23 protein-coding genes are annotated in these 23,869 nt (G+C 66.9%); 15 read left to right on the top strand and 8 right to left on the bottom strand.

Going from position 1 to position 23,869, the window contains the following annotated elements; all coding sequences use genetic code 11:
• Positions 1-17: 17 nt before the first annotated feature.
• The gene (locus WJT74_RS01095) at positions 18-1,322 is read left to right on the top strand and encodes an FAD/NAD(P)-binding protein (protein WP_343345845.1); all 1,305 of its coding nucleotides are present in this window, start codon (positions 18-20) and stop codon (positions 1,320-1,322) included.
• Here the strand turns inward: WJT74_RS01095 and ypfJ are convergent.
• Entirely contained in the window at positions 1,319-2,194 is an 876-nt protein-coding gene (gene ypfJ, locus WJT74_RS01090) for a KPN_02809 family neutral zinc metallopeptidase (protein ID WP_343345844.1), read from the bottom strand. The genes WJT74_RS01095 and ypfJ overlap by 4 nt on opposite strands.
• 106 nt (positions 2,195-2,300) lie before the next feature.
• Here ypfJ and WJT74_RS01085 point away from each other — a divergent pair, with 106 nt between their 5' ends.
• Genes WJT74_RS01085 through WJT74_RS01075 form a run of 3 tightly spaced genes read left to right on the top strand, consistent with a single transcriptional unit; the run spans position 2,301 to position 5,051 of the window.
• Positions 2,301-3,086 carry a 3-hydroxybutyrate dehydrogenase gene (locus WJT74_RS01085; protein ID WP_343345841.1) on the top strand — a complete coding sequence of 262 codons (786 nt, stop codon included), beginning with the start codon at positions 2,301-2,303 and terminating at the stop codon, positions 3,084-3,086.
• A gap of 14 nt (positions 3,087-3,100) precedes the next feature.
• The gene (locus WJT74_RS01080; protein WP_343345838.1) at positions 3,101-3,727 is read left to right on the top strand and encodes a DUF4893 domain-containing protein; all 627 of its coding nucleotides are present in this window, start codon (positions 3,101-3,103) and stop codon (positions 3,725-3,727) included.
• Positions 3,728-3,731: 4 nt separating this feature from the next.
• Positions 3,732-5,051 (top strand): M20 metallopeptidase family protein, encoded by a 1,320-nt coding sequence (locus tag WJT74_RS01075; protein WP_343345835.1) that lies wholly within the window; start codon positions 3,732-3,734, stop codon positions 5,049-5,051.
• Here WJT74_RS01075 and WJT74_RS01070 read toward each other — a convergent pair.
• Positions 5,038-5,994 (bottom strand): aldo/keto reductase, encoded by a 957-nt coding sequence (locus WJT74_RS01070; RefSeq protein WP_343345832.1) that lies wholly within the window; start codon positions 5,992-5,994, stop codon positions 5,038-5,040. The two genes, WJT74_RS01075 and WJT74_RS01070, sit on opposite strands and share 14 nt — an antisense overlap.
• 85 nt (positions 5,995-6,079) lie before the next feature.
• Here WJT74_RS01070 and prsK point away from each other — a divergent pair, with 85 nt between their 5' ends.
• Both prsK and prsR read left to right on the top strand, forming a co-directional pair.
• On the top strand, positions 6,080-8,146 hold the full coding sequence (gene prsK, locus WJT74_RS01065; protein ID WP_343345829.1) for an XrtA/PEP-CTERM system histidine kinase PrsK: 2,067 nt from the start codon (positions 6,080-6,082) through the stop codon (positions 8,144-8,146).
• Positions 8,143-9,513, top strand: a complete 1,371-nt coding sequence (gene prsR, locus WJT74_RS01060) for a PEP-CTERM-box response regulator transcription factor (protein ID WP_343345827.1) — start codon at positions 8,143-8,145, stop codon at positions 9,511-9,513. Before prsK ends, prsR begins: the two co-directional genes overlap by 4 nt.
• Here the strand turns inward: prsR and WJT74_RS01055 are convergent.
• Positions 9,510-10,007 (bottom strand): MgtC/SapB family protein, encoded by a 498-nt coding sequence (locus WJT74_RS01055; RefSeq protein ID WP_343345825.1) that lies wholly within the window; start codon positions 10,005-10,007, stop codon positions 9,510-9,512. The two genes, prsR and WJT74_RS01055, sit on opposite strands and share 4 nt — an antisense overlap.
• Positions 10,008-10,044: 37 nt before the next feature.
• The gene (locus tag WJT74_RS01050) at positions 10,045-11,826 is read right to left on the bottom strand and encodes an ABC-F family ATP-binding cassette domain-containing protein (RefSeq protein WP_343345823.1); all 1,782 of its coding nucleotides are present in this window, start codon (positions 11,824-11,826) and stop codon (positions 10,045-10,047) included.
• A 128-nt stretch (positions 11,827-11,954) separates the two neighbouring features.
• Here WJT74_RS01050 and WJT74_RS01045 point away from each other — a divergent pair, with 128 nt between their 5' ends.
• From WJT74_RS01045 to wecB, 9 genes are all read left to right on the top strand, one after another.
• Complete coding sequence (locus WJT74_RS01045) at positions 11,955-12,317, top strand: hypothetical protein (RefSeq protein WP_343345821.1); 363 nt, start codon at positions 11,955-11,957, stop codon at positions 12,315-12,317.
• 88 nt (positions 12,318-12,405) lie between these two features.
• Positions 12,406-13,083 (top strand): response regulator transcription factor, encoded by a 678-nt coding sequence (locus WJT74_RS01040; RefSeq protein ID WP_343345820.1) that lies wholly within the window; start codon positions 12,406-12,408, stop codon positions 13,081-13,083.
• Positions 13,084-13,177: 94 nt separating this feature from the next.
• Complete coding sequence (locus tag WJT74_RS01035) at positions 13,178-14,506, top strand: ATP-binding protein (protein ID WP_343348227.1); 1,329 nt, start codon at positions 13,178-13,180, stop codon at positions 14,504-14,506.
• Positions 14,503-15,525, top strand: a complete 1,023-nt coding sequence (locus WJT74_RS01030; protein WP_343345818.1) for an alpha/beta hydrolase family protein — start codon at positions 14,503-14,505, stop codon at positions 15,523-15,525. Before WJT74_RS01035 ends, WJT74_RS01030 begins: the two co-directional genes overlap by 4 nt.
• Positions 15,526-15,536: 11 nt before the next feature.
• Positions 15,537-16,547, top strand: coding sequence for a polyprenyl synthetase family protein (locus tag WJT74_RS01025; RefSeq protein ID WP_343345815.1), 1,011 nt, complete (start codon positions 15,537-15,539; stop codon positions 16,545-16,547).
• A 68-nt stretch (positions 16,548-16,615) separates the two neighbouring features.
• Complete coding sequence (locus WJT74_RS01020; protein WP_343345813.1) at positions 16,616-17,248, top strand: hypothetical protein; 633 nt, start codon at positions 16,616-16,618, stop codon at positions 17,246-17,248.
• Between the two features lie 87 nt (positions 17,249-17,335).
• Positions 17,336-19,762, top strand: coding sequence for an ATP-dependent helicase HrpB (gene hrpB / locus WJT74_RS01015; RefSeq protein WP_343345811.1), 2,427 nt, complete (start codon positions 17,336-17,338; stop codon positions 19,760-19,762).
• A 32-nt stretch (positions 19,763-19,794) separates the two neighbouring features.
• The gene (locus WJT74_RS01010) at positions 19,795-20,076 is read left to right on the top strand and encodes an NADH dehydrogenase ubiquinone Fe-S protein 4 (RefSeq protein WP_343345809.1); all 282 of its coding nucleotides are present in this window, start codon (positions 19,795-19,797) and stop codon (positions 20,074-20,076) included.
• A gap of 75 nt (positions 20,077-20,151) precedes the next feature.
• Positions 20,152-21,288 carry a non-hydrolyzing UDP-N-acetylglucosamine 2-epimerase gene (gene wecB, locus WJT74_RS01005; RefSeq protein WP_343345807.1) on the top strand — a complete coding sequence of 379 codons (1,137 nt, stop codon included), beginning with the start codon at positions 20,152-20,154 and terminating at the stop codon, positions 21,286-21,288.
• Here the strand turns inward: wecB and WJT74_RS01000 are convergent.
• Genes WJT74_RS01000 through WJT74_RS00985 form a run of 4 tightly spaced genes read right to left on the bottom strand, consistent with a single transcriptional unit; the run spans position 21,249 to position 23,869 of the window.
• The gene (locus WJT74_RS01000; RefSeq protein WP_343345805.1) at positions 21,249-22,166 is read right to left on the bottom strand and encodes a mechanosensitive ion channel family protein; all 918 of its coding nucleotides are present in this window, start codon (positions 22,164-22,166) and stop codon (positions 21,249-21,251) included. The genes wecB and WJT74_RS01000 overlap by 40 nt on opposite strands.
• Before the next feature lie 33 nt (positions 22,167-22,199).
• Positions 22,200-22,658 carry a DUF2141 domain-containing protein gene (locus WJT74_RS00995; protein ID WP_343345802.1) on the bottom strand — a complete coding sequence of 153 codons (459 nt, stop codon included), beginning with the start codon at positions 22,656-22,658 and terminating at the stop codon, positions 22,200-22,202.
• Entirely contained in the window at positions 22,582-23,379 is a 798-nt protein-coding gene (locus WJT74_RS00990; RefSeq protein WP_343348224.1) for a sterol desaturase family protein, read from the bottom strand. Before WJT74_RS00990 ends, WJT74_RS00995 begins: the two co-directional genes overlap by 77 nt.
• Before the next feature lie 52 nt (positions 23,380-23,431).
• Entirely contained in the window at positions 23,432-23,869 is a 438-nt protein-coding gene (locus tag WJT74_RS00985; RefSeq protein ID WP_343345799.1) for a hypothetical protein, read from the bottom strand.

The raw sequence follows: 23,869 nt of genomic DNA, 5'->3' as shown, positions 1-23,869 counted from the left end.
GACGATCGGTCGTTCGCATGTCCTCTATGTCGTTTCCCATCGTCATCATCGGCGCCGGATTTTCGGGAACGATGGTCGCCGCGCAGCTGGCGAGGCGGGACATTTCCAGCATCCTCGTCGATCCGCGGCCGGAGCATGGACCGGGCACCGCTTACTCGATGGCCGAGCCTGCGTTGCTGCTGAATGTCCCGGCGCGCGGAATGTCGGCATGGCCCGACGAGCCGGATGACTTCGCCGCCGGTGGCGATCCCGGTCGCTTTGCGATCCGGCGTGATTATGGCACCTATCTTTCATCGCTTCATCGTGCCGCCGTCGAAACCGGGCTCGTCCGATCAATCCATCGGCGTACCCATCGGCTCGAGCGCCGCGGGGGCGGGTGGACGGTGCATGTTTCGGACGGCAGCACGCTCGACGCGCAAGACGTCGTTCTCGCAACCGGCAACGAGCCGCCCGATACTCCCTTATGGGCCAAGGGTCTGGGGGACCGATTCATCGCCAATCCATGGTCCGAGGCGGCACGCGCCGCGCTGCGCGACCGTCAGCTTTCCAACCTGCTGGTTCTCGGAAGCGGACTGACGATGGTCGATGCCGCGCTGCTCTACGACGTCAGTGGCAAGCGGGGCACGATGACCGCGCTGTCGCGTCGCGGACAGCTTCCGCTCGGCCATGGTGCCGTCACCCCATCGCCCGTCGAGTTCGCCGACATTCCCACCCGGTCTGTTACGGAAACAATGCGCTGGTTGCGCGCCCGAGCCGAGGCGTGTGGATGGCGTGCCGCGGTGGACTCGCTTCGACCCCATAGCGCTGCGCTCTGGTCGAGCTTCGCGCCGGCCGATCGGCGCCGATTCCTGCGGCATGCCCTGCCGTGGTGGAATGTCCATCGTCACCGCCTCGCCCCGCAGGTCGCCGAGCGCATCGAACGGATGCGCCACGACGGACGGCTGGACGTTCGTGCGGGGCGTGTTCGGTCCGCGAGCCTGACCGACGAGGGCGTGGAGATCGTTGTCGCACCGAGAGGCGCTACCGGGTCGGGGGACATTCTTCGCGTCGATGCCGTCATCAACGCGACCGGACCCAATGCCTCCATCTGCCACCTCGATAACCCGCTTGTCCGTCAGCTCGTGATCGACGGCATCGCTCCCATCGATGATCTGGGGATCGGGATCGCGGTCACGAAGAACCTTGCGGTCGTCGGCCAGCAAGGGCTGTGGGCACTCGGTCCTCCGACACGCGGTACCTTCTGGGAATCGACCGCCGTCCCCGACATCCGCGTTCAGGCCGAGCGATTGGCCGACACGCTGGCGAGAGCGCGCGGCTCCTAACCCGCGTAGTCGCAATCGGCGGGATTGCCGTTGGACAGGCCGCGACGGAGCGCCTCCATCCGCTGCGCGCTGGTGCCGTGGGTGAAGCTTTCGGGCTGGACCGCCTGGCCCGCCTGCCGCTGTAGCGCATCGTCGCCGATCGCTTCGGCGGCGCGCAGCCCTTCCTCGAGGTCGCCAGGCTCCATCGCGCCGGTCTGCGCCGCCCAGACACCCGCATAACAGTCGGCCTGCAGTTCGACGCCGACCTGGAGCTGGTTACCCTCGCTGCGTCCCGCGCGCTGCTGCTGGCGCTGGACGTTCTGGAGCGTGCCCTCGAGGTTCTGGATATGGTGGCCGACTTCGTGCGCGATGACGTAGCGCGCGGCAAAATCGCCGGGCGCATCGAAACGGCGCGACAGTTCGGTGAAGAAATCGGGATCGATATAGATGCGGCTGTCGCCCGGGCAGTAGAAGGGTCCCATCACCGCCTGTCCGTAGCCGCAGGCGGTCTGCGTGCCGCCTTCGTAGGCGACGAGTTCGGGTTCGCGATATTGGCTTCCCGCCTGCGCGAACAGCTGCCCCCAGATTTCGTCCGTGCTTTCGAGCGTGTTGACCAGAAGGTCGCGCTCTTCCGACGTGAGCGTGCTTTCGCCGCTCGACGAGGCGCCCTGCGGCGAGCCGCCGTCGCCCATGATTCCGCCGAGGCCGCCCGACAGCGCGCAATAGCCGAGGCCGAGGATCAAGATGCCGACGAGGCCGAACTTGTTGAAGACGAAGCGCGCCAGCAGCATGAAGATGCCGCTGGACATGGCACCGCCGCCGAGGCCGCCGCCGCGACCGCGCTGTCCGGTGCGGTCGATGAAATTGTCGCTGTCGCGGTCTTCTAGGCGCATTGGCTTGGGTCCCCTGTTCGTTGCACCTCTCAAACGGTCGCGACCGCGAGACGGTTGCATGTTGCCGTACACGGCTTCATTCCTGTCATCCAAAGGAGATTGGTTGATGGATGTAACGGGCAAGCGCGCTTTGATCACCGGCTCGACCTCGGGCATCGGAAAGGCCATCGCCATCGCCTTTGCCGACGCGGGGGCGGCGGTGATGATCAACGGGTTCGGTGATGCGGACGAGATCGAGGCGCTACGTTCCGATCTCGCCAACCGTTCGGGCGCGGGGGCGATCTATTCGGATGCCGACCTGATGGACGCCGATGCGATCGACGGGATGATCGAGCATTGCGTCGACGAGATCGGCAGCCCGCACATCCTCGTCAACAATGCGGGGATCCAGCACGTCTCGCCGATCGCGGACTTCCCGCCCGAGAAATGGGACGCGATCATCGCGCTCAACCTGACGGCGGTGTTCCACACGACCCGCGCGATCGTTCCGATGATGCGTCAGAAGGGATTTGGCCGGATCATCAATACCGCGAGCGCGCACAGTCTGGTCGCGAGCCCCAACAAGAGCGCCTACGTCGCGGCCAAGCATGGGGTGGCGGGTTTTTCCAAGACCGTCGCGCTGGAGGTCGCCGAGGAGAATATCACGGTCAACTGCATCTCGCCCGGCTATGTCTGGACGCCGCTCGTCGAGGCGCAGATCCCCGACACGATGGCCTCGCGCAACATGAGCCGCGAGCAGGTGATGAACGACGTGCTGCTGAAGGCGCAGCCGACCAAAAAGTTCGTGACCCCCGAAGAGGTCGCCGCGCTGGCGCTGTTTCTCAGCGGCGAACAGGCGGGATCGGTCACGGGGGCCAACATCAGCATGGATGGCGGCTGGACCGCCCAGTAGGACAGACGGATACGATGACGCGTTTTTGCATCGCTTCTTCATTCATCGGCCTCGCCGCGTTGGCGGGATGCGCCGAAGTACCCGGGACGCCTCTTGCCGACCGGACGGCGCAGACGGGCTGGCGCGCCGCCGCGATGCAGGCGGATGCCGACCGGCTGCGCGGGATGCGCGCGACCTTCCTCGACGCGCGGGCGGAGGCGGTCGCGGCGGGTTATGGCGACCAGATCGAGACGCTCGGCGCGATCGCGGACCCCGATGCCGCGCTCCAGCTCGGGTCGTTGCCCGACGGGACCTTTCGGTGTCGCACGATCAAGCTGGGCAGCCGCAACGGCACGCTCGCCTATGTCGATTATCCCTTCTTCCAGTGCCGTATCCGACCGGAGGGTGCCGTCCACGGTTTCGCCAAGGTGACCGGTTCGCAGCGGCAGGTCGGACTGCTTTTTCCCGACGACGCCTATCGCGCGGTGTTCCTCGGCACGCTGGTGCTGGGCGATGAAGACCGGGCGATGCGGTACGGGGCCGACCCCGAACGCGACGTCATCGGCGCCTTCCAGCGGATCGGCGAGAACGAATATCGCCTGCTCATCCCCGAACCGCGGTACGAATCCCAGCTCGACATCATCCACCTCGTCCAGGAGTAGAACCATGCGCCTTGCCCTGCTTGCCCTTGCCGCCACCGCCTTCGCCGCTCCGGCACAGGCGCAGGACAATCTGCGGGCCTCGGTCGCCGAGGACATGCCGACGCTGATCGAGCATTACCGCTGGCTGCACGCCAATCCCGAACTGTCGGGCGAGGAGCGCGAGACCGCTGCCTATCTTTCCGCGATCGCGCGCGAACTGGGTTTCACCGTGACCGAGCAGGTCGGCGGTACGGGCGTGGTCGCCGTGCTGGAGAATGGCGAGGGTCCGACGGTCATGCTGCGCGCCGACATGGACGGGCTGCCGGTGGTCGAGGATACGGGGCTTCCCTTTGCCAGCACGGTGCGCGCGACGGCGCCGCAGTCGGGGGTCGAGACCGGCGTGATGCATGCCTGCGGGCACGATACGCACATGGCCAGCTGGGTCGGCGCGGCCATGCAGATGGTCGAACGACGCGACGAATGGTCGGGCACGCTGGTCATGATCCTGCAGCCGGCCGAGGAAACCGGCGAAGGCGCGCGCATGATGCTCGAGGACGGGCTGTACGAGCGCTTTCCCAAGCCCGACACGGCGATCGCCTTTCACGACGCCGCCGCAGGGCCCGCGGGGATGATCGGGATTTCGCCGGGCTACGCCCTCGCCAACGTGGACAGTGTCGACATCACGGTGCGCGGGATCGGCGGGCACGGCGCCTATCCGCACACCACCCGCGATCCCATCGTCATCGCCAGCCGGATCGTCACCACGCTGCAGACCATCGTCGCGCGCGAGATCGATCCGCAGGAAGCCGCCGTCGTGACCGTCGGCAGCTTCCATGCGGGCGCCAAGCACAACATCATCTCGGACGAGGCCGAACTGCTGCTGACGGTGCGGAGCTATTCGCCCGAAACGCGCGCCCAACTGCTGGCCGCAATCGAGCGCATCGCGATGGCCGAGGCGATGGCCGCGGGCGTGCCCGAGGACCGGATGCCCATCGTGACCATCCGCGAGGACGAATATACGCCATCGACCTACAACACGCCCGAACTGGCGAACCATGCGCTGGCGATGTTCCAGTCGCGCTTCGGCGACGAGCGGGTTCAAGAGACCCCGCCGGTGATGGGGGGCGAGGATTTCTCGCGCTATCGTCTCGCCGACGAGAGCATCGACAGCCTCATCTTCTGGGTCGGCGGGCAGCCGATGGACAAGTGGCAGGCCGCGGGCGGCGATGCCTCCAAACTGCCCAGTCTCCACAGCCCCTTCTGGGCGCCCGATGCAGAAGCCGTGATCTCGACCGCGACCGAGGCCTTGACCGCGCTCGCCATCGACCGGTTCAACGCCGAGTAGCCCGTTGCGGCCAGGCGCTGGCGGCGTCGAGCCGAGCGCGCTGCTCCTCGCTCAGTTCGAGCGTGAGGCTGGCGAGCAGTTCGGATAGCTGCGTTTCGCCGGTGGCGCTGGCGATGGGTGCGGTCACGGTCGGCTGGGCCGCGAGCCAAGCCAGCGCCACCGTCGCCGGCCGGGCGCCGGTCTGTGCCGCGACCTCGTCGAGCGCCGCCAGCACGGCAGGCCCCCTGCCCTCCAGATAGCCGATATTCCGAAGGCCCCGCGGCGACTTGTCGAGATCGTCCTTCGAGCGATACTTGCCGGCGAGAAAACCGTTGGCGATCGAATAATAGGTGAAGACGCCAAGCCCGTGCCGGTCCGCGGCGTCGCGCAGATCGCCCTCGTACCGCTCGCGTTCGACGAGATTGTACCACGGCTGGAGCGCGACGGGTTTCGTCAGCCCGTTCTCCTCGGCGACGCGCATCGCCTCGTCGATCCGTTCGGCGGTGAAGTTGGACAGGCCGATGCCGCGGACCTTGCCCGCCTTCACCAGCGCGTCGAAGGCTCCGAGGCTGTCGGCGAGCGGGACGTCGGTATCGTCCTTGTGCATGTAGTAGAGATCGATGCGATCGGTCCCCAGCCGGTCGAGCGAGGCATCGCAGGCGCGGGCGACCACGTCGGGCGCGAGACCTTCCATGAAACCCACCTTGCTGGCGATCAGCACATCTTCGCGGCGACCCGAACGACGGAGCCATCCGCCGATCACGCGCTCGCTCTCCCCGCCCTCGTGACCCGGTACCCAGGCCGAATAGCTGTCGGCGGTGTCGATCATGTTCCCGCCCGCGTCCACGAACCGGTCAATGAGGTCGAAGCTCGTTGCTTCGTCGGCGGTCCAGCCGAACACGTTGCCGCCGAGCGCGAGCGGCGCGACCGTCATGCCGCTCGTCCCCATCGTGCGTCGTTGCATTTTCGCTCTCCCGTTCACCACTTGTTTGTAAATTTATCCGACACCCGTGCCGAACCGTCGGACGATTTGACACCGGGGAGGCAGAATGGACGTCGAACTTCGGCTTGTCAGCCATCTTGCCGCCGCGGCGCTGTTCGGGCTGCTGACCGTATGGCAGGTGGTGCGGGCGCCCCGTTCGGCGGGGCAACGCACGCTGGTGGCGGCCTTCGCCCTAACCGGACTGTGGGCCTGGTTCGAGGCGCTCTATCCCGGCGCGCTGCTGACCGACCTCGCCGAAACCGCGCGCAATCTCGTCTGGATCGGCTTGCTGCACGGTCTCGCGGTGCAGGCCGACGGGCGCGAGCAGAAGGGCGGACTGAGCCTCGTCTACGGCGCGGTCGCAGCGGTTCTAGGTCTGACGATCATGACGTCGATCACGCTCGCCTTTGCGCCGGGCATTCCCGACAATGAAACCAGTTTTCCGCTGATCGTCGACGTCCGCCAGTTGCTCGGCATGCTGGCGGCGGCGGGCGGACTGATCCTCGTCCACAATTTCTACGGCCAGGCCGCGCCGGGAAGCCGGTCGACGATCCGCTACGCCATGCTCGGTCTGTCGGGCCTGTGGTTCTACGATCTCAATCTCTACACGATCGCCTATTGGTCGGACACGGCGGGCGAGGCGACGGCGGACGCCCGCGGCATCGCCGCCGCGCTGGCTGCGCCGCTGTTCGCGATCGGCAGCCGGTCGGAGGACGGATGGCGTTTCCGTCTCTCGCGTGCCGCCACCTTCCAGTCGCTGTCGGTCCTCTCGATCTGTGCCTATTTCACGGTCATGGCGGTGCTTGCCAACGCCGTTCGGCCGGCCGCGGGGGGCTGGATGGACGGGATCGCGCTCATCCTGCTCGCCTTTCTTACCGTGGCGGCGATGGCGCTGTTGTCCAACCGCCGCGCACGGGCATGGATCCGCGTGAAGATCGCCAAGCATTTCTTCGAGCATCGCTACGACTATCGCACCGAATGGCTGCGCTTCACGGAGACGCTGGGCGGTTTCGATACCGAGCGATCGTCCCTGGCCACGCGGATCGTGCGCGCCTTCACCGAAATGGTCGAGGCCCCCGGTGGGGTACTGCTGGTCCGCGACGAGGAGGACCGGTTGCGCGTCTCGGCGCAGCAGGGGTGGCAGGGCGGACGCATCGACCCGCCCCATCGAATAGACGAGGAAGCGGAAGCGGCCTTCTGGACCAGGATCGAGGAGCAGGGTCATATTCTCGACCTCGACGGCAAGGGCGAGGACGGGCTTCCCGAATGGCTGGCCGCGGTGCCGTCGGCATGGGTGGGCGTGCCGCTGTTCAACGACCGGCGATTGGTCGGGTTGGTCGTCCTGGGCGCGCCCCATCCGCATCGCGCGCTCGACTGGGAGGATTTCGACCTGTTGCGCACTGCCGGCCAGCAGGCCGCCAACGCGCTTGCCGAAAAGCTCGTCCAGGATGCGCTCGCCAAGGCGCAACGGTTCGAGGAGTTCAATCGCCGGTTCGCGTTCATCATGCACGACATCAAGAATCTGGTGAGCCAGCTGTCGCTCCTTTCGCGCAACGCCGAACGTCATGCCGACAATCCCGAATTCCGCGCCGACATGGTCGCGACGCTGAAGGGCTCGGTGGAAAAGATGAACGATCTGCTCGCCCGTCTCGCGCCGGGATCGGCGACGCGCGGCAACCGCGCCGAGCCGGTATCGGTCGGAGAGATCACGTCGTTCGCCATCGCCGCACGGCGCGGCGCCCACGACATCCGGATGCTCGGCAACCCCGACCGCTGGGCGATCGGCGAGGCGCAGGGGCTCGAGCAGGCGATCGGCCATCTGGTCCAGAACGCCATCGATGCAAGTCCCGCGCAGGCGCCCGTCACCGTCCGGGTCGAGGGCGATGCCCGCGAAGTCCGCGTCCACATCATCGACCAGGGCGGCGGCATGGACGCCGAGTTCCTGCGCGCGCGCCTGTTCGAACCCTTCGCATCGACCAAGGAAGGCGGGTTCGGCATCGGCGCCTTCGAGGCGCGTGGGCTCGTTCTCGCGATGGGCGGTCGGCTCGACGTCGACAGCCAGCCCGGCAAGGGCACCCGCTTCACCATCACGCTCGCCGCTGCCGAGCCCCTCCCCGTCAGGAAATCCGCATGACCAAGTCCACTCGTCCCATCCTGCTCGTCGTCGAGGACGACGAAGGCCTGCAGCGCCAGCTGAAATGGGCGTACGAGGATTACGAGGTGGTCGCCGCGACCAGCCGCGCGCAGGCGATCGAGCTGCTTCGGCTGCACGAACCGGCCGTCGTCACGCTCGACCTCGGCCTGCCGCCCGACCCGGACGGCACGACCGAGGGCTTCGCGACGCTCGGCGATATCCAGAGCCTCAAGCCCGACACGAAGGTGATCGTCGCCTCGGGCCACCATGCGCATGAAAGCGCGTTGAAGGCGATCGCGCTCGGTGCCTACGATTTCTATCGCAAGCCCGTCGATATCGACGAACTCGGCCATATCGTGAAGCGCGCCTATCAGTTGCACGCGCTGGAGGAGGAAAACCGCCGGCTCGAGAGCGAGGCGGGGGAGAGCCGGACGGTGCTGGGCTCGATCGTTTCGGCAAGCCCCGAAATGCTCAAGGTCGCGCACACGATCGAGCGCGTCGCCAGCGCCGATGTGTCGGTGATGTTGCTGGGCGCGAGCGGGACCGGCAAGGAACTGCTCGCCCGTGCGGTCCACGACCAGAGCCCGCGCGGGAAGGGCGCCTTCGTCGCCCTCAATTGCGCGGCGATCCCCGAAAACCTGCTCGAGGCCGAGCTGTTCGGCTACGAGCGCGGCGCCTTCACCGGGGCGGTCAAGACGACGGAGGGCAAGATCGAGCAGGCCGAGGGCGGCACCCTGTTCCTCGACGAGGTGGGGGACATCCCGCTTCCGCTCCAGGTGAAGCTGCTCCGTTTCCTCCAGGAGCGGATCATCGAGCGGATCGGCGGGCGCCGGCCCATCGCCGTCGATACGCGGATCGTCTGCGCGACCCACCGGGATCTCGACGCCATGACCGCCGACGGCTCGTTCCGCGAAGATCTCTATTATCGCCTCGCCGAAATCGTCGTGCCTATCCCGCCGCTTGCCCAGCGAACCGGCGACGCGGTCCTGCTCGCCCGCCATTTCGTCCATCGCTACGCCAAGGAACTGGGCCGTAACCTGTCGGGCCTCGCGCCCGACGCCGTCGAGGCGATCGATGCGCATCCGTGGCCGGGGAACGTCCGCGAGCTGGAAAACCGCATCAAGCGCGCGGTCATCATGGCGGACGGCAAGCTGGTGGGTGCGGGCGACCTCGACCTTCAGGCGGGGGCGGATGTGGGCGATGCCAGCCCCATCAACCTGCGCGCCGCGCGCGAGATCGCCGACCGCCGGGCGATCCACCAGGCCCTGACGCGAACCGAGAACAACATCTCGGGCGCGGCCAAGCTGCTGGGGATCAGCCGTCCGACGCTCTACGATCTGATGAAGGCCTACAAGCTGAGCGCCTAGGCTTTTTCAGCGTCATCCTCATTCGGGTCTTCGGCATGCCCGGCGTCCCATTTTTCGGTGACGGGGCCGCTGACGATCAGCAGAACGAGCACGATCAGCGTCATCAGACCGGCGAGCCACAGATCGCCAAGGCCGCAGGTGAGTCCGATCGCACCCGCCGCCCAGATGGCCGAAGCCGAGCCGGCGCCTTGAACAAAATTGCCTTGGCGGAACATCGCGCCCGCGCCGAGGAACCCGATGCCGGTGATGACGCCTTCGATCACCCGGGTCGGGTCGATCTGCGAATTCGGGTCGGAAGCCGTCTGGAGCAATTCCATCGAGGCGATCAGCAACCCGCAAGCCCCCACCGAAATGATGACGAACGGGCGAAAGTCGATAGGCTTGTCGCGAACGAACCGTTCCAGACCGATGAGCAGCGGGAGGATGGTCGCCGCCGCCATGCGAACGAGAACGTCGGCCCACGGCAACGTGTCGGGGGTAAAAAGACTGGTCATGTAACTGTAACAATCGCGGGCGGTGACGGTTGCGGCCCTACCCCAGTTCCTCCGCCATCTCGGCGACCTCGAGCCAGCGTTCTTCGGCCGCTTCCTTTTCGTCGCGCCGCTGTTCGAGCAGCGCGTTCAGTTTGGCGAAGCGATCGGGATCCTTCGTGAACAGGTCGGGGTCGGCCATCGCGGCCTCCGCCTTCTCGATCTCGCGCTCGATCCGTTCGATTTCGGCCGGGAGCCGGTCGAAGTCGCGCTGGTCCTTGTAGGAGAGCTTCGTCGGCGCGGTGGAGGGCGCCTCGTCCTTTGCCGCCTCGGGTTTCGCCTTCGCCTTGGCCGGGCCGCGACGGGTGCGCCGCTTGGCCCAGTCCTCGTAGCCGCCCGCGACCACGTCGACCTTGCCCGATCCGTCGAGGCCCAACGTGATCGTCACCGTCCGGTCGAGAAAGTCGCGGTCGTGGCTGACCAGCAGGACCGTCCCCTCATAGTCGGAGATAACCTCCTGCAGGAGATCGAGCGTCTCCATATCGAGATCGTTGGTCGGTTCGTCGAGCACGAGCAGGTTCGATTCGCGCGCGAATTCGCGGGCCAGTAACAGCCGGTGCCGCTCGCCCCCCGACAAGGTGCCGATCAGCGCCTCGGACAGTTCGGGATCGAACAGGAATTCCTTCAGATAGCCCTTGATGTGCCGTTTGTGTCCGCGGACCTCGATCCAGTCGCCGCCCTCGGCGAGGATGTCGCGCACCTTCTTGGCAGGATCGAGCAACTTGCGCTGCTGGTCGACGATGATCCCGGACAGCGTCTTCGACTGGCTGATCTTCCCCTCGTTGGGGTCCAGTTCGCCGGTCAGCAGTTTCAGCAAGGTCGTCTTGCCCGCGCCGTTCGCTCCGACGATTCCGATCCGGTCGCCGCGCTGGATGGTTAGCGTGAAATCGTCGATGATCGGACGGTCGTCGAAGGACTTGGTCACGCCCTTCGCCTCGATCACGACCTTGGATTTCACCTCGTCCTTGGCGAGCGCGAGATTGGCCGTGCCCTGCATGCCGATCATCGCCGCGCTTTGGGCGCGCAGTTCGAACAGGTGGCGAAGCCGTCCCTGGTTGCGCTTGCGGCGCGCGGTCACGCCGCGGTGCAGCCATTCGGTCTCCTGGCGCAGTTTCTCGTCGAGCTTCTCGAGCCGCCGACGGTCTTCCTCCAGCACTTCCTCGGTCCATTTGTCGAACCCGCCATAGCCGATCTCCGCCCGCCGCAACGTCCGGCGGTCGAGCCAGATGCAACTCGTCGTGAGACGTTTGAGGAAGGCGCGATCGTGGCTGATCGCGACGAACGCGCCGTTGTAGCGCGCGAGCCAGCTTTCGAGCCATTCGATCGCGCCAAGATCGAGGTGGTTGGTCGGCTCGTCGAGGAGCAACAGGTCGGGCTCGCTCGCCAGCGCGCGCGAAAGGGCGGCGCGGCGTCGTTCGCCGCCGCTGGCGGTGCGCGCCTCGCGCGTGAGGTCGATGCCCATCTGGTCGGCGATCGCCTCGATCTTGTGCTGGGCGGGCGCGCGATCGCCGCTGATCGCCCAGTCGAGCAGGCTGGCATGACCGCTCATGTCGGGATCCTGTTCCAGCCAGACGATGTTGACGCCCGGCATGACTGTGCGGCTGCCGCCGTCCAGTTCCAGATCGCCCATGATGGCGCGGAACAGGGTCGTCTTGCCCGCGCCGTTGCGACCGATCAGCGCCAGTCGGTCGCGCGGACCGACGTGCAGGGTGAGGTCCTGGAACAGGATGCCGTCGCCATGGTGCAGGCGGACGTCTTCGAGGCTGAGGATCGGTGGTGCCATAATGTCACAGCGCGTAGCGTTTCGGACCGCTTTCGTCACCCATTCTTCCTGAACGCCGCGCGAAACCGATATTCATGGGTTATTCAATGCTTTCTTCCTAGAAGGGTCGCAAGAAAGAGATCGTGTCCATGCGTCCATACCTTGCCCCTATCGCCGCGATTGCGGCCATGCTCGCGATTGCGCCCGCAACCGCTTTCCCCTCGATCGCGCCCGAAACGCCACCGGCCGCCGAGCGCGACCGTGCGCGTCCGCCGCAGGTCAACAGCTTCCGCGACGACCAGGATCGCGCGTTCGAACAGAATCGCCGCGGCCAGCGCATGTCGCTCCGCTCCGTCGAACGACAGGTGGTGCCGCGCATGCGCGGTTACGAGTATCTCGGTGCGGAGAGCAACGGCGCTCTCTACCGATTGAAGTTCGTGCGCGAGGGGCGCCTCGTCTGGATCGACGTCGATCCCCGTTCGGGCCGCGTCGTCGGGACGTCGGGCCGCTAGACGGCGCAACGAGCCGACTGGCGCCGCGCAACCCTTCCTGCCATGACGTGTTGAGCCTGCAATGACACGCGGAACATCGGGGAAAATCATGCGCATTCTGATCGTCGAGGACGAACCCAATCTGGGCCAGCAACTTCGGTCCACGCTGGAAGGCGCGGGCTATGCGGTCGATCTGTCGACCGACGGGGTGGACGGTCATTTCCTCGGCGAGACCGAGAGCTACGATGCGGTCGTCTTGGATCTGGGCCTTCCGGAAATGGACGGACTGACCATCCTCAACAAATGGCGCAAGGCGGATCGCGACATGCCGGTCCTCGTCCTTACCGCGCGCGACAGCTGGTCCGACAAGGTCGCCGGCCTCGACGCGGGTGCCGACGACTATCTCGCCAAGCCGTTCCAGTCCGAGGAACTGATTGCCCGTCTGCGCGCGCTCATCCGTCGTTCGGCGGGCCATGCCTCGAGCGTGCTGGAAGCGGGCGACATCCGCCTCGACACCCGTTCGGGGAAGGTCACCAAGGAAGGCGAACCGGTCAAGCTGACCGCGCAGGAATACAAGCTCCTCTCCTACCTGATGCACCACAAGGGCAAGGTCGTCAGCCGCACCGAACTGATCGAACATATCTACGACCAGGATTTCGACCGCGATTCGAACACGATCGAAGTGTTCGTCACGCGTATCCGCAAGAAGCTGGGCGCCGAGACGATTACGACGATCCGCGGGCTGGGCTACAGTCTCGAAGATCCCGAGGAACGTGTCGAGGGTTGATCCGCCTCCCGCTTCGGCGGGCGACGCGTCCCCCGATCTTTCCGGGGTCGAACCGGCGCGGGAAGGTCAGCATCGCCAGTCGCTGACCCGCCGCATGATCGTGATCGCGGCGCTGTGGATCGTCGTGCTGCTGTCGTTGGGCGGGTTCGCGCTCGACCGGGTGCTGACCGATACCGTCATCGACAATTTCGACCGCGATCTGGAGCGCAAGCTGAATGCGCTCATCACCGCGGCGGAGATCAACAGTTTCGACGAAATCGCGCTGACCCGCGAAATCACCGACCAGCGCGTGGTCGAGCTCTACAGCGGGCTCTACTACCAGATCAGCGGAGAGGGCTATCAGCCCCTGCCTTCGCCTTCCCTGTGGGACCGTCGGCTCGACCCGTCGGTTCGCCACGACGATCTCGACGTCCATTATCGCAACAGTTACGAATTCGAGGACGAACCCCTCCGCATCGCCGAACGCGACATCATCCTGCCCGGAAGCGACGCCCGGCTGCGCTTCCAGGTCGCCGAAAGCCGCGAGGAACTGGACGCGCAGATCGCGCAGCTTCGCTCGACGCTCGGCTGGTCGTTCGCGGTCCTGGCGCTCGGGCTGATCATCATGGCGGCGTTGCAGACAGTCTATGGCCTGTGGCCGCTGCGCCGCGTGCGCGACGAGGTGGTGGCGATCCGCACCGGTGCACGCCAGCGGGTCGACGAGGATTTCCCGCGCGAGATCCATCCGCTCGTCGACGAGATCAACGAACTGCTCGCGCACAGCGAGGCGCAGGCCGAGGAAGCGCGCCGCCACGCCGGCAATCTCGCGCACGCGCTGAAGACCCCGCTGACCGTCATCACCAACGCCGCGACCGCGGGCGACAGCGAGCTGGACCAGCTCGTCTGCCGCGAGGCGAGCGTCATGCGTCGCCAGGTCGATCACCATCTCGCCCGCGCCCGCGCGATCGGGCGCCGCGCCAGTGCGCAGGCCCGCTCGAACGTCGCCAAAAGCGTCGTCACCATCGAACGCGCCGTCACCCGGCTCTACGACGGCGTCACCGTCGACGTAACGGGCGATCGCGAGGTCGCCGCGCGCGTCGAGCGGCAGGATCTCGATGAAATGCTCGGCAACCTCATCGAGAATGCCGCCAAATATGGGGGCGGCCGGGTGTTCGTCACCGTCGAGCATTCGGCGCCGATGGTCGACATCATGATCGAGGACGATGGACCGGGCATCCCCGAAGCCGAACGCGACGCCATCTTCGCGCGCGGCGCCCGCCTCGACACCACCGGCAAGCCCGGCACCGGGCTCGGCCTCGCCATCGTGCGCGACGTGGCGCAAATCTACGGCGGCGACGTCGCGCTGTCGGAGAGCGAGGACCTGGGCGGCCTCCTCGCCCGCCTCTCGCTCCCCGCCGCGCCTTCGGCATCGCCGGGCCCATGATGCGCCTCCTGCTTCTGTCGATCGCGGCCCTGCTTGCGTTGCCGGCTGCAGCCCAATCTGAAGATCGCTGGATCTACGAGGAGACCCATCGGATCGTCGGGATCGATCAGAGAAACATCCAATTCTACCTCGACTGGCCAGCCGACGGATCCAACGTTCCGATCCTGCTGATGATCGACGGTTCGGGGTGTGTCGGGCAGTTGCGCGAAAGAGGACGCAGCTTCTACCGACCCGGTCCCGACGCGCCGTTCCGCTACGCCCGATTGCAGATCGAGAAGCCGGGCGTCGATCCAACTGCCGACTTTTTCGATGCGTTGACCTGCAGCGACGAATTCCATCGGCATTACACTATTGCCAACCGAGTGGCCGATCACCTGCGCGTTCTGCAGCATCTTGGGGCGCAAGCCGACTGGTGGAATGGCGATCTCTATCTATGGGGGTGGTCGGACGGCGGCGATATCGGCGCACAACTGCTCTCCTACCGTCCGACGACGACACGCGCGGTTCTGGGAGCAATGGGCGGCGGTTTCACGATGGCCGAGCACTTCGAAGATTTTTGGGTCTGTCCCGAAGAAACGACTAGCGACCGGCCTGCCTGCCTGGCCGACCTGCGCGCCGACTTCACGCGAATCGCCGACCATCTCAGTCGCGTCGGTCGGTGGAATGGCGAAAGCCCGGCCACATGGGACAGCCGCCTCCATTCGCGGCTGATCGCGCCGCTCGCGGATAACCGCGTTCCACTACTGATCGTTCATGGGGAGCAGGATTTCGATAGCGTACCGGTAGCGAGCGCACGACGCCTCGTCGATGGGCTTCGCGAGGCAGGAAATCGCCATTTCGCTTATTGGGAAATCGCAGGAATGGAGCACGGCTGGAGCAGCCTACCGCCCGGCCGCAAGGCCTCCGCGCGCCTCGGAATGTATTTCTGGTTGTTCGACTTGCCGATCCCGCCGGAGCTGATGCCATCCCTAACCGAACGCTCGATCCCCGCGCTTCCGCTAGCGGACGCATCACGCTAGGAACGCCGCCCATGTCCTCGGTCACTTCCCTTCGCGGCGACGCCGCGCCGTCGCTCGCCCCGCTGTTGTCGCTCGTTGCGGACGACATGAACGCGGTCAACGCGATCATCCTCCATCGCATGCAATCGAAGGTCGCGCTGATCCCCGAGCTTGCGGGGCACCTCATCGCGGGTGGCGGCAAGCGGCTGCGCCCGCTTCTCACGCTCGCGGCCGCGCGACTGCTCGACTATCCCGGCACGCGGCATCACAAGCTCGCCGCCGCGGTCGAGTTCATCCATACCGCCACGTTGCTTCACGACGATGTCGTCGACGGCAGCGCGATGCGCCGGGGCAAGACCGCCGCCAACCTCGTCTACGGGAACCCTGCGAGCGTGCTGGTCGGCGATTTCCTGTTCAGCCGCGCATTCGAACTGATGGTCGAGGACGGCAGTCTCAAGGTGCTCAAGATCCTCAGCAACGCCAGCGCTGTGATCGCGGAGGGCGAGGTCGACCAACTGACCGCGCAGCGCCAGATCGCCACTGGCGAGGAGGAGTATCTGCGGATCATCGGTGCCAAGACCGCCGCGCTCTTCTCCGCCGCCTGCCAGGTCAGCCCTGTCGTGGCCGAAGCGGGCGAAAAGGCCGAAAGCGCGCTCGAAAGCTATGGCCGCAACCTCGGGATCGCCTTCCAGCTCGTCGACGACGCGATCGACTATTCCTCCGACGAGGAAACGATGGGCAAGGGGTTGGGCGACGACTTTCGGGACGGCAAGATGACGCTGCCCGTGATCCTTGCTCACGCACGCGGGGACGAGGCGGACCGCGCCTTCTGGAAGGCCGCGATGCAGGGCGACCGGTCGAGCGACGCGGACCTCGCACACGCCGTGCGCCTGATGCGAGACACAAACGCGCTCGACGACACGCTCGAGAGCGCGCGCGGTTATGCGCGCCGCGCCATCGACGCGCTGTCCGCCTTTCCCGACAGCGCCGCGCATCGTGCCATGATCGAGGCCGCCGAATTCGCGGTGGCACGCGCCTACTGATCCGATTCGGTCCGAAACGGACCAAATAACAACCTCCCGGTGAGGTGACGGCGGCTATCGCGCCTTGCATGATGATGGCCGTGGTACCGATGGATCGCACCCGAATAGCCGAACGCTCCGGGACCTTTCTGAAGGCCAAGCTGGAGCGCGCGGGCGACGTCACACGCGATGTCGTGGTGCGCAATCTGTCCGAGAGCGGCGCCTTGATCGAGGGCAACGACCTGCCCGAATTGGGACTGGTCACGCTGCTTCGCGGCGACTTGCGGGTCGAGGCGCGCATCATCCGCTGCGAAGGACGGCAGCGAGGCCTTCATTTCCGCGAGACCATCCAGCTGCCGCGCTGGCTTCCCCATACCGCGATGCGCGAGATCATCGAGGCCTCGGAAGACGATCGCCGGCTCGGCGATCGGCGTGGCGAATCGCCCGGCCGTCGCGCCAACGATCTCGCCCTGCCGAGCAACCTGCCCATTCACGAGCGCATCGCGGAAGAGCTTCAGCTGCTCGAGCGGCAGTTTGGTCGCGTTCTCGATACCTTCGCCGAAGACCCCATCGTGGTGATGCGACATCCTCGCGCGCTGACCCGTCTCGAAAGCTCGCAACAATTGCTGCGCGGGCTGGCCGCCGTTCTCACCGCGGCGGACCCCGAAGCGGAAGCCAACAAGCTGAGCATGGAAGAAGTGCGCCGCCGCCTGCTGCGCTGAACGCCGCTATCTACGTGTGCGGGTGGGCGCCAAGCCGTTCGCCTCGCCCTCGCCACTCTCGCCCGCGCATGGCATAGCCGCGACGCGATGCTTCCGATCGACGCCGTCCTTTCCGATGTCCGCACCGCGCTCGCGGAGCAGGGCTGCGCGCTCCTGATCGCGCCGCCCGGGGCGGGCAAGACCACCCGCGTGGCGCCCGCGCTTCTCGACGACGACTGGTGCGAGGGCGAAATCCTGCTGCTGGTCCCCCGACGGCTCGCGGCGCGCGCGGCGGGCGACTATATGGCGCGCGCGGCGGGAGAGCCGGCGGGTCGGACGATCGGCTATGCCACGCGGCTCGACAGCCGCCCCGGCAGCCGCATCACGGTGATGACTCACGGCGTCTTCCTCGCGCGGATCCAGGCGCAGCCCGATCTTCCGGGGGTCGGCGCCGTCCTGTTCGACGAAATCCACGAACGCAGCCTCGATAACGACCTCGCGCTTGCCCTCGCGCTGGAAAGCCGTGCGGCGCTGCGCGAGGATCTGCGGCTTTTGCTGATGTCCGCAACGCTCGACGTGGAGGCCTTCCGACCGTTGTTGCCCGATGCGCCCGTGATCGAGAGCGAGGGGCGCAGTCACCCGCTGGAACTTCGCCATATCGGCCGCGATCCGACCCGCCCGATCGAGCCGCAGGTCGCGGTCGCCATCCGCGCGGCGCTCGCGTCCGAAAGCGGATCGATCCTCGCCTTTCTTCCCGGCGTACGCGAGATCGAACGCACCGCCGATGCCCTCGGCGCGCTGCCGGCCGACACCATTCTCCACCGGCTTCACGGCCAGGTCGATCCCGCCGCGCAAAGGGCCGCGCTCGCGCCGCCGCCCGCCGGTCGACGCAAGGTCGTCCTCGCAAGTGCGATCGCGGAGACCAGCGTGACGGTCGACGATGTGCGAACGGTGGTGGACAGCGGGCTGGCGCGCCGGCCGCGCTTCGATCTGGGCGCTGGTCTCACCCGCCTCGTCACCGAACGCGCCAGCCGCGCGGCGATCACCCAGCGGGCGGGACGCGCGGGACGCCAGGGTCCGGGCACCGCGATCCGGCTGTGGGAAGAGGCGGCGAATACGGCATTGGCGCCGCACGATCCGCCCGAAATCCTCGACGCCGACCTTGCGCCGCTGCTGCTCTCCAGCCTCACGTGGGGCGAGCGCGATCCCGCGGCGCTCCCGCTGGCGACGCCCCCGCCCGCGGCGGCCCTCACGGCGGCAAGAGGCCTGCTCGAAGACCTGGGGGCGCTCGAGAGTGGACAGTTGACCGGTCACGGTCGTGCGATCGCGGCGCTGCCGCTCGAACCTCGGCTGGCGCACATGCTGCTCGCCGCTGCCGTGCGCGGCATGGCGGGAAGCGCCGCGCTGGCCGCGATACTGCTGGGCGAGCGGGGGCTCGGCGGGCGGGGAGAAGACCTCGAGGCGCGGGCGAGGCGCGCGCTGTCCGATCGCTCGCCGCGAACGAAGGCTGCGCTCGGGCTGGCGAGCGGATGGCTTCGGCGGATCGATTGCCCCGAACGGCTCGCCGCCACCCATATCGCCGCCGCCATCGCCCTCGCCTGCCCGGACCGGCTCGCGCGGCGGCGTGGCGCGGACGGCACCCGCTGGGAATCGGTCGGGGGGCGGGGATTCACCCTCGATCCCGCCAGCCCGCTGTCGAGCGCCGACTGGCTGGCGGTTGGCGAAGTGGCGGGCGCCGCGGCGGGCGCGCGGATCCTGTCGGCCGCGCGGATCGAGGAAGCGGAGATCGAGACGTTGTTCGCCGAGCGCATCGAGGCGTTTGCGGATGTCGGCTACGACCCCGCCACCGGGAGGGCGCTTCCCAAGTCGGGAAGTCGGCTCGGGAGGATCGCCCTGTCGTCGGGTCGCGACAGCGCGGTCGATCCGGGCAAATTGGCACAGGCACTGCTCGACGGCGTCGCGAAACACGGCCTCGACCCGCTACCGTTCGACAGGGCTGCCGACCTACTGCGAACCCGTGCGGCCTATGCGCGCCGCGCCGACGGGTCGATCCCCGATCTGTCCGACGCCGCGCTGATCGAACGGCGCGAGGACTGGCTCGGCCCCCTGCTCGGAGAGGTCACCCGCCTCGACCGGCTCGATCCCGCTCATCTCCGGCAGGCGCTCGAGACGTTGCTCGGCTATCCCGCGATGCAGTCGATCGATCGGCTCGCTCCACGCCGTTTTTCCACCCCTGCCGGGACCGGTCACGACATCGATTACGATGCCGAGGCGGGGCCGACCGTGACGGTCCGGGTTCAGGCGCTCTACGGCCTGACACGGCACCCGACGGTCGGCGACACGCCGCTGGTCCTCAGCCTGACCAGTCCCGCAGGCCGCCCGATCCAGACGACGCGCAATCTGCCCGGCTTCTGGAAGGGCAGCTGGAACGACGTCGCCAAGGAAATGCGCGGCCGCTATCCCAAGCATCATTGGCCCGACGATCCCGCCGCCGCGACGCCGAGCCTCAAGACCAAGCGCGCCCAAAAATCTTGACCGTCGCCGTCCATCGCGTCACATCGCGATCCATGACCACCGCGCGCATCATCGAGGAAGTCCGCAAGACCACCCAGTCGGGCAAGGCCCAGGCCGGGCGCTGGCTGCTGATGTTCGAGCGGGAGGAGCGGATGACGCCCGACCCCCTCACCGGCTGGCCCGGGTCCGGGGATACGAACACGCAGATCCGGCTGACCTTCCCGACGTTGGAAGATGCTAAGCGTTACTGCGACGAGCGCGGTGTGACCTATCATGTGGTGAAGGCGCCGCCGCACCGCCTCAAACTCCAGGCCTACGCCGACAATTTCAAGTGAGTTGAATTCCCCGTCCGGTGCGCCATACTGGCGATGCCGAAGCTAGGGGGATGACTGTCACAGCAACGGATCGACATGGTTCTGGGCACCCGCCCCGAGGCCATCAAGCTCGCCCCCGTCGCCTGCGCGCTTCACGCCACCGGCCGCGATCTTCGCATTCTCCATACCGGGCAGCACCCGCTGCCTGACTGGCAGCGTGCGCCCTTTCCCGACGTGCCGCTGGTCAACCTCGATATCGAGGTCGATTGCGATCCCTTCGCCTACGTCGGGCGGGTCGCGACCGCGCTGCGCCAGCGGGTCGAACCGCCGCCCGCGCTCGTGATCGTTCAGGGCGACACCGCCAGCGCCTATGGCGGCGCCCGCGCGGCGACCCTCGGCGCGTTGCCACTCGCGCATGTCGAAGCGGGCCTTCGCAGTTTCGATCGTCGCAATCCCTGGCCGGAAGAGGATTTCCGTATCGCGATCGACCGCGCTTCCGACCTCCTGTTCGCGCCTACCGCGCTGGCCCGCGACCGGCTTCGCGAGGAACGGCTGCGCGGAGACATCCACGTGACCGGCAACAGCGGCGTCGATGCGGTGATGCGCACGATGGAAACGCTCGACCCGCCGCCGCCCAACGACAACAAGCGTCGCATTCTCGTCACCTGCCACCGGCGCGAACATTGGGGTGCGCCGCTCGACCGGATCATGGGCGCGATCGACCGGTTGGCACGCCGCGAACTGGCGCTGGTACGCGTGATCATGCATCCCAACCCTGCGGTGCAGGCGCGGTGGCGCGCGTGCCTCGCCGATCGTCCGGGCGTCACGCTGGACGAACCGCTGTCCTATCGCGACATGCTGGTCGCGATGCGCGATACCGATCTCATCCTGTCCGATTCGGGAGGAATGCAGGAGGAAGCGCCCTATCTGGGCACTCCGCTGTTCATCCTTCGCGCCACGACAGAGCGCCCCGAGGGGATCCGGACCGGCCAGCTGAAACTGATCGGCACCGACGCCGACACCATCGTCACCGAGGTCGAGAATTTCTTTCGCCGCCGCTGGATGCGGGCGCGGATGCGTCGTCGTGCGCGCCCCTATGGCAACGGCAAGACGGGCGAGCGGATCGCGGCAATCGTCGGCGACTGGCTCGACCGACGCGCCCGCGTCGGCAGCGCCGCCAACGACGGCGGCGTTCAGCCCTTCCCGAAGCCTTCGGGGACGGTTTTCAGATAGACGTCGCGCTGCGGGAAGGGAATTTCGATCCCTTCTTCCTTGAACCGCCACCAGACGTTCTTGAGCACGGCGCTGCGCACGTTGCCGACCCCTTCCTCGGGATCCATGATCCACGCCTGGATCTCGAAATTGACGCTGTTGTCGCCATATTCGGTCATCCAGATGCCCGGCTTGGGATCGCGCAGCACCCGGTCGCAGGCCAAGGTGCATTCGATCAGGATGTCCTCGACCTGCCGCATGTCGCTCGCATAGCTCACCCCCACGGGGATCTGCACGCGCACGTTGCGGCTGGAATAGGACCAGTTCTCCACCGGCTCGGTCATCAGCAGTTCGTTCGGGATCAGATGCTCCTTGCCGTCGCGCGTGATGACGCTAACGGCGCGGGTGCCGATCTTGCTGATCGCGCCGAAACTCTCGCCGACCACGATCACGTCGCCGGGCTTCACCGACCGGTCCATCAGGAGGATGATGCCGGCGATCAGGTTGCCGAACGTCTTCTGCAAGCCAAAGCCTACCGCAAGGCCGACCGCGCCCGAGAACACCGCGAGCGTCGACAGATCGAAGCCGACGAGATCGATGCCGATGAAGAAGGCCAGCGCCAGCACCGCGATGCTGGCGAGTTTTTCCATCAGGAGGCTCTGCGCCGGATCGAGACGCCGGGCGCGGCGGATGACGCGCTTGAGGAACCACAGCAGGAGCTTGGCGCCGATGAAGAGGATCAGCGCGGTGACGAGGATCGTGAGCACGTCGAGAACGCTGACGCGGTAGGTGCCCACGACCAGCGCGATTTCCTCCAGGCTCTGCCCCAGACGGATGGTCGTGTCGACCGCGCCTTCCGCGACGCCCTCGGCGATGTCTCCAGCTTGCTGTCCTGCCATGGCCGCGATCTTAGGAATGCGGTTCCGGAACGGCTAGAGGATATATTTCATCTTCACCTGCTGCACGCTCGGGCCCGGGGGCAGCGTGAAGCGCACTTCGTCCGCGCGCGGCGGACCCATCCGGATCGCGGGGTTGCGCGAAAAGCCGAACCCCTCGCGCGGGATGCCCATCGACGTGCGCATCTTTCCATCGCCATTCTCGTCGTGGAGGACGAGCACGGTCCACTGGCCGGGCCGCAGTCCCTTCAGATCGACGATCCCTTCATCGCGCGTGGCCTTCACCCGCCGCGTCACGGCGTGGGGATCGTCCTCGCAATCCATGAAGGCCTCGACCCGCTGGGTCATGCAGATGTGGATGTCGCCCTCGTCGTTGCGGACGTTAAAGAGGTGCAGCCGCAGCGTCGCGGGCGCGGTCTCAGTGGTCGAGCGCGACGGGGCGTTCTGCGGCGGCGCGGCGGCGACGAGCGGCAAGGCGAGCAGCGCGATCTTCACGCGGGACCGCAAAGCTGCCGAGGCCACGGTCGGTTCCGCACACGCGGTCCCAGAAACGAAAGTAGAGACCATAATTGCACCGATACTTCTGATGATGGAGTTCGTGATGGCTGGCAGTAATCATATGTTTGCCTAACCGCCCGTGAACCCACCATTTTGGAAAAATCTCCCAGCCCATGTGGTTGGTGACGCCCATGAAGGTCATCACGAACAACACGAAGCCGAGGGCGTAGATGTGGATGGGAACGAGGAAGACGAGCAACGGAATGACGATCGCCCCCGTCAGCGCTTCCCAGGGGTGAAAGCTCATCGCCGCCCAGGCGGTCGGAGGGCGGCTGGCATGATGGACGGCGTGGGCGCGCTTGAACAGCGGTGGCCAGTGCATTGCGCGGTGGGTCCAGTAGAACCAGGTATCGTGCGCGAATAGGTAGGCGAAGATGCTGAGCGGCACATACCAGAGCGGCATGGCGGCGACGTCGGTGTAGATGCGGGTCCAGCCGTGCGTGTCCCATCCCCAGGCGATGACGCCCGCGGGAATGCCGTAGATCGCCGCGCTGGCGAGCGACCAGCCGATCTCGCGCCGCACCTGTGCGCCCTGTCCGGCGAGCCGACCGGGAAAGCGCCGCGCGGTCCAGGCCGCGAACAGTCCGCTGGTCGCGAGATAGCGCACCGCGACAATGGCCGTCATGGCGACGGCGGAAAGAAAAATGGCCCACCCCATTTGCGCGCTCATGCCACCCAAGTGCTTGCGATACAATGAAGAAGCCGTGTCTTCACAGCGCAATGGGCAGGGGTGGTGGCTGCAAAGCAACGGAATGGATGCAGGGCGTATCGGGCGACCCGCCCGCCGGGGTCCGGACCGTGGCCGATCCATCCGATAGCGCCGTCAATTCTTCCCCGTCGGCTCGAAGCAATTGCAGCGAGACGCTCGCGGAACCCGCCCCGTCCGGCAACGCTTCGCTGACGTTGGGCCGATAGGGCGCGAGATCGGCGAGACGCGGCGCGATCGCGTCGGCCCCTGCCGGATCGCACCAATAGTCGCGCCCCCCGGCGGGATCGGCGGACAGATAGGCGGTCACCAGGTCGCGGGCCGCCTGGGGATCGGGAGCCACCGCGGGCGGCGGCGCGGGCGGCGCCTCTCGGCCCGCGTCGTCCTCGCACGCCGCGCATGTCAGCAAGGGCACGACCAACGATACCAGACGGGCCCTCAT

Origin of the sequence: Sphingomicrobium sp. XHP0239, from assembly GCF_039555325.1 — a bacterium.
Lineage (GTDB): Bacteria > Pseudomonadota > Alphaproteobacteria > Sphingomonadales > Sphingomonadaceae > Sphingomicrobium > Sphingomicrobium maritimum.
Note: the sequence above shows the minus strand (reverse complement) of the source record. Positions and strands in the feature narration are given on the sequence as shown.

Coding starts and splice junctions, on each gene's coding strand:
- WJT74_RS00990 (WP_343348224.1), bottom strand. CDS start 23,379: ATGGGGTGGGCCATTTTTCTTTCCGCCGTCGCCATGACGGCCATTGTC.
- WJT74_RS01075 (WP_343345835.1), top strand. CDS start 3,732: ATGCGCCTTGCCCTGCTTGCCCTTGCCGCCACCGCCTTCGCCGCTCCG.
- ypfJ (WP_343345844.1), bottom strand. CDS start 2,194: ATGCGCCTAGAAGACCGCGACAGCGACAATTTCATCGACCGCACCGGA.
- WJT74_RS01055 (WP_343345825.1), bottom strand. CDS start 10,007: ATGACCAGTCTTTTTACCCCCGACACGTTGCCGTGGGCCGACGTTCTC.
- WJT74_RS01020 (WP_343345813.1), top strand. CDS start 16,616: ATGATGATGGCCGTGGTACCGATGGATCGCACCCGAATAGCCGAACGC.
- WJT74_RS01025 (WP_343345815.1), top strand. CDS start 15,537: ATGTCCTCGGTCACTTCCCTTCGCGGCGACGCCGCGCCGTCGCTCGCC.
- WJT74_RS01035 (WP_343348227.1), top strand. CDS start 13,178: ATGATCGTGATCGCGGCGCTGTGGATCGTCGTGCTGCTGTCGTTGGGC.
- WJT74_RS01085 (WP_343345841.1), top strand. CDS start 2,301: ATGGATGTAACGGGCAAGCGCGCTTTGATCACCGGCTCGACCTCGGGC.
- WJT74_RS01010 (WP_343345809.1), top strand. CDS start 19,795: ATGACCACCGCGCGCATCATCGAGGAAGTCCGCAAGACCACCCAGTCG.
- WJT74_RS01000 (WP_343345805.1), bottom strand. CDS start 22,166: ATGGCAGGACAGCAAGCTGGAGACATCGCCGAGGGCGTCGCGGAAGGC.
- WJT74_RS01080 (WP_343345838.1), top strand. CDS start 3,101: ATGACGCGTTTTTGCATCGCTTCTTCATTCATCGGCCTCGCCGCGTTG.
- WJT74_RS01045 (WP_343345821.1), top strand. CDS start 11,955: ATGCGTCCATACCTTGCCCCTATCGCCGCGATTGCGGCCATGCTCGCG.
- WJT74_RS01095 (WP_343345845.1), top strand. CDS start 18: ATGTCCTCTATGTCGTTTCCCATCGTCATCATCGGCGCCGGATTTTCG.
- WJT74_RS01050 (WP_343345823.1), bottom strand. CDS start 11,826: ATGGCACCACCGATCCTCAGCCTCGAAGACGTCCGCCTGCACCATGGC.
- hrpB (WP_343345811.1), top strand. CDS start 17,336: ATGCTTCCGATCGACGCCGTCCTTTCCGATGTCCGCACCGCGCTCGCG.
- wecB (WP_343345807.1), top strand. CDS start 20,152: ATGGTTCTGGGCACCCGCCCCGAGGCCATCAAGCTCGCCCCCGTCGCC.
- WJT74_RS01040 (WP_343345820.1), top strand. CDS start 12,406: ATGCGCATTCTGATCGTCGAGGACGAACCCAATCTGGGCCAGCAACTT.
- prsK (WP_343345829.1), top strand. CDS start 6,080: ATGGACGTCGAACTTCGGCTTGTCAGCCATCTTGCCGCCGCGGCGCTG.
- WJT74_RS01030 (WP_343345818.1), top strand. CDS start 14,503: ATGATGCGCCTCCTGCTTCTGTCGATCGCGGCCCTGCTTGCGTTGCCG.
- prsR (WP_343345827.1), top strand. CDS start 8,143: ATGACCAAGTCCACTCGTCCCATCCTGCTCGTCGTCGAGGACGACGAA.
- WJT74_RS01070 (WP_343345832.1), bottom strand. CDS start 5,994: ATGCAACGACGCACGATGGGGACGAGCGGCATGACGGTCGCGCCGCTC.
- WJT74_RS00985 (WP_343345799.1), bottom strand. CDS start 23,869: ATGAGGGCCCGTCTGGTATCGTTGGTCGTGCCCTTGCTGACATGCGCG.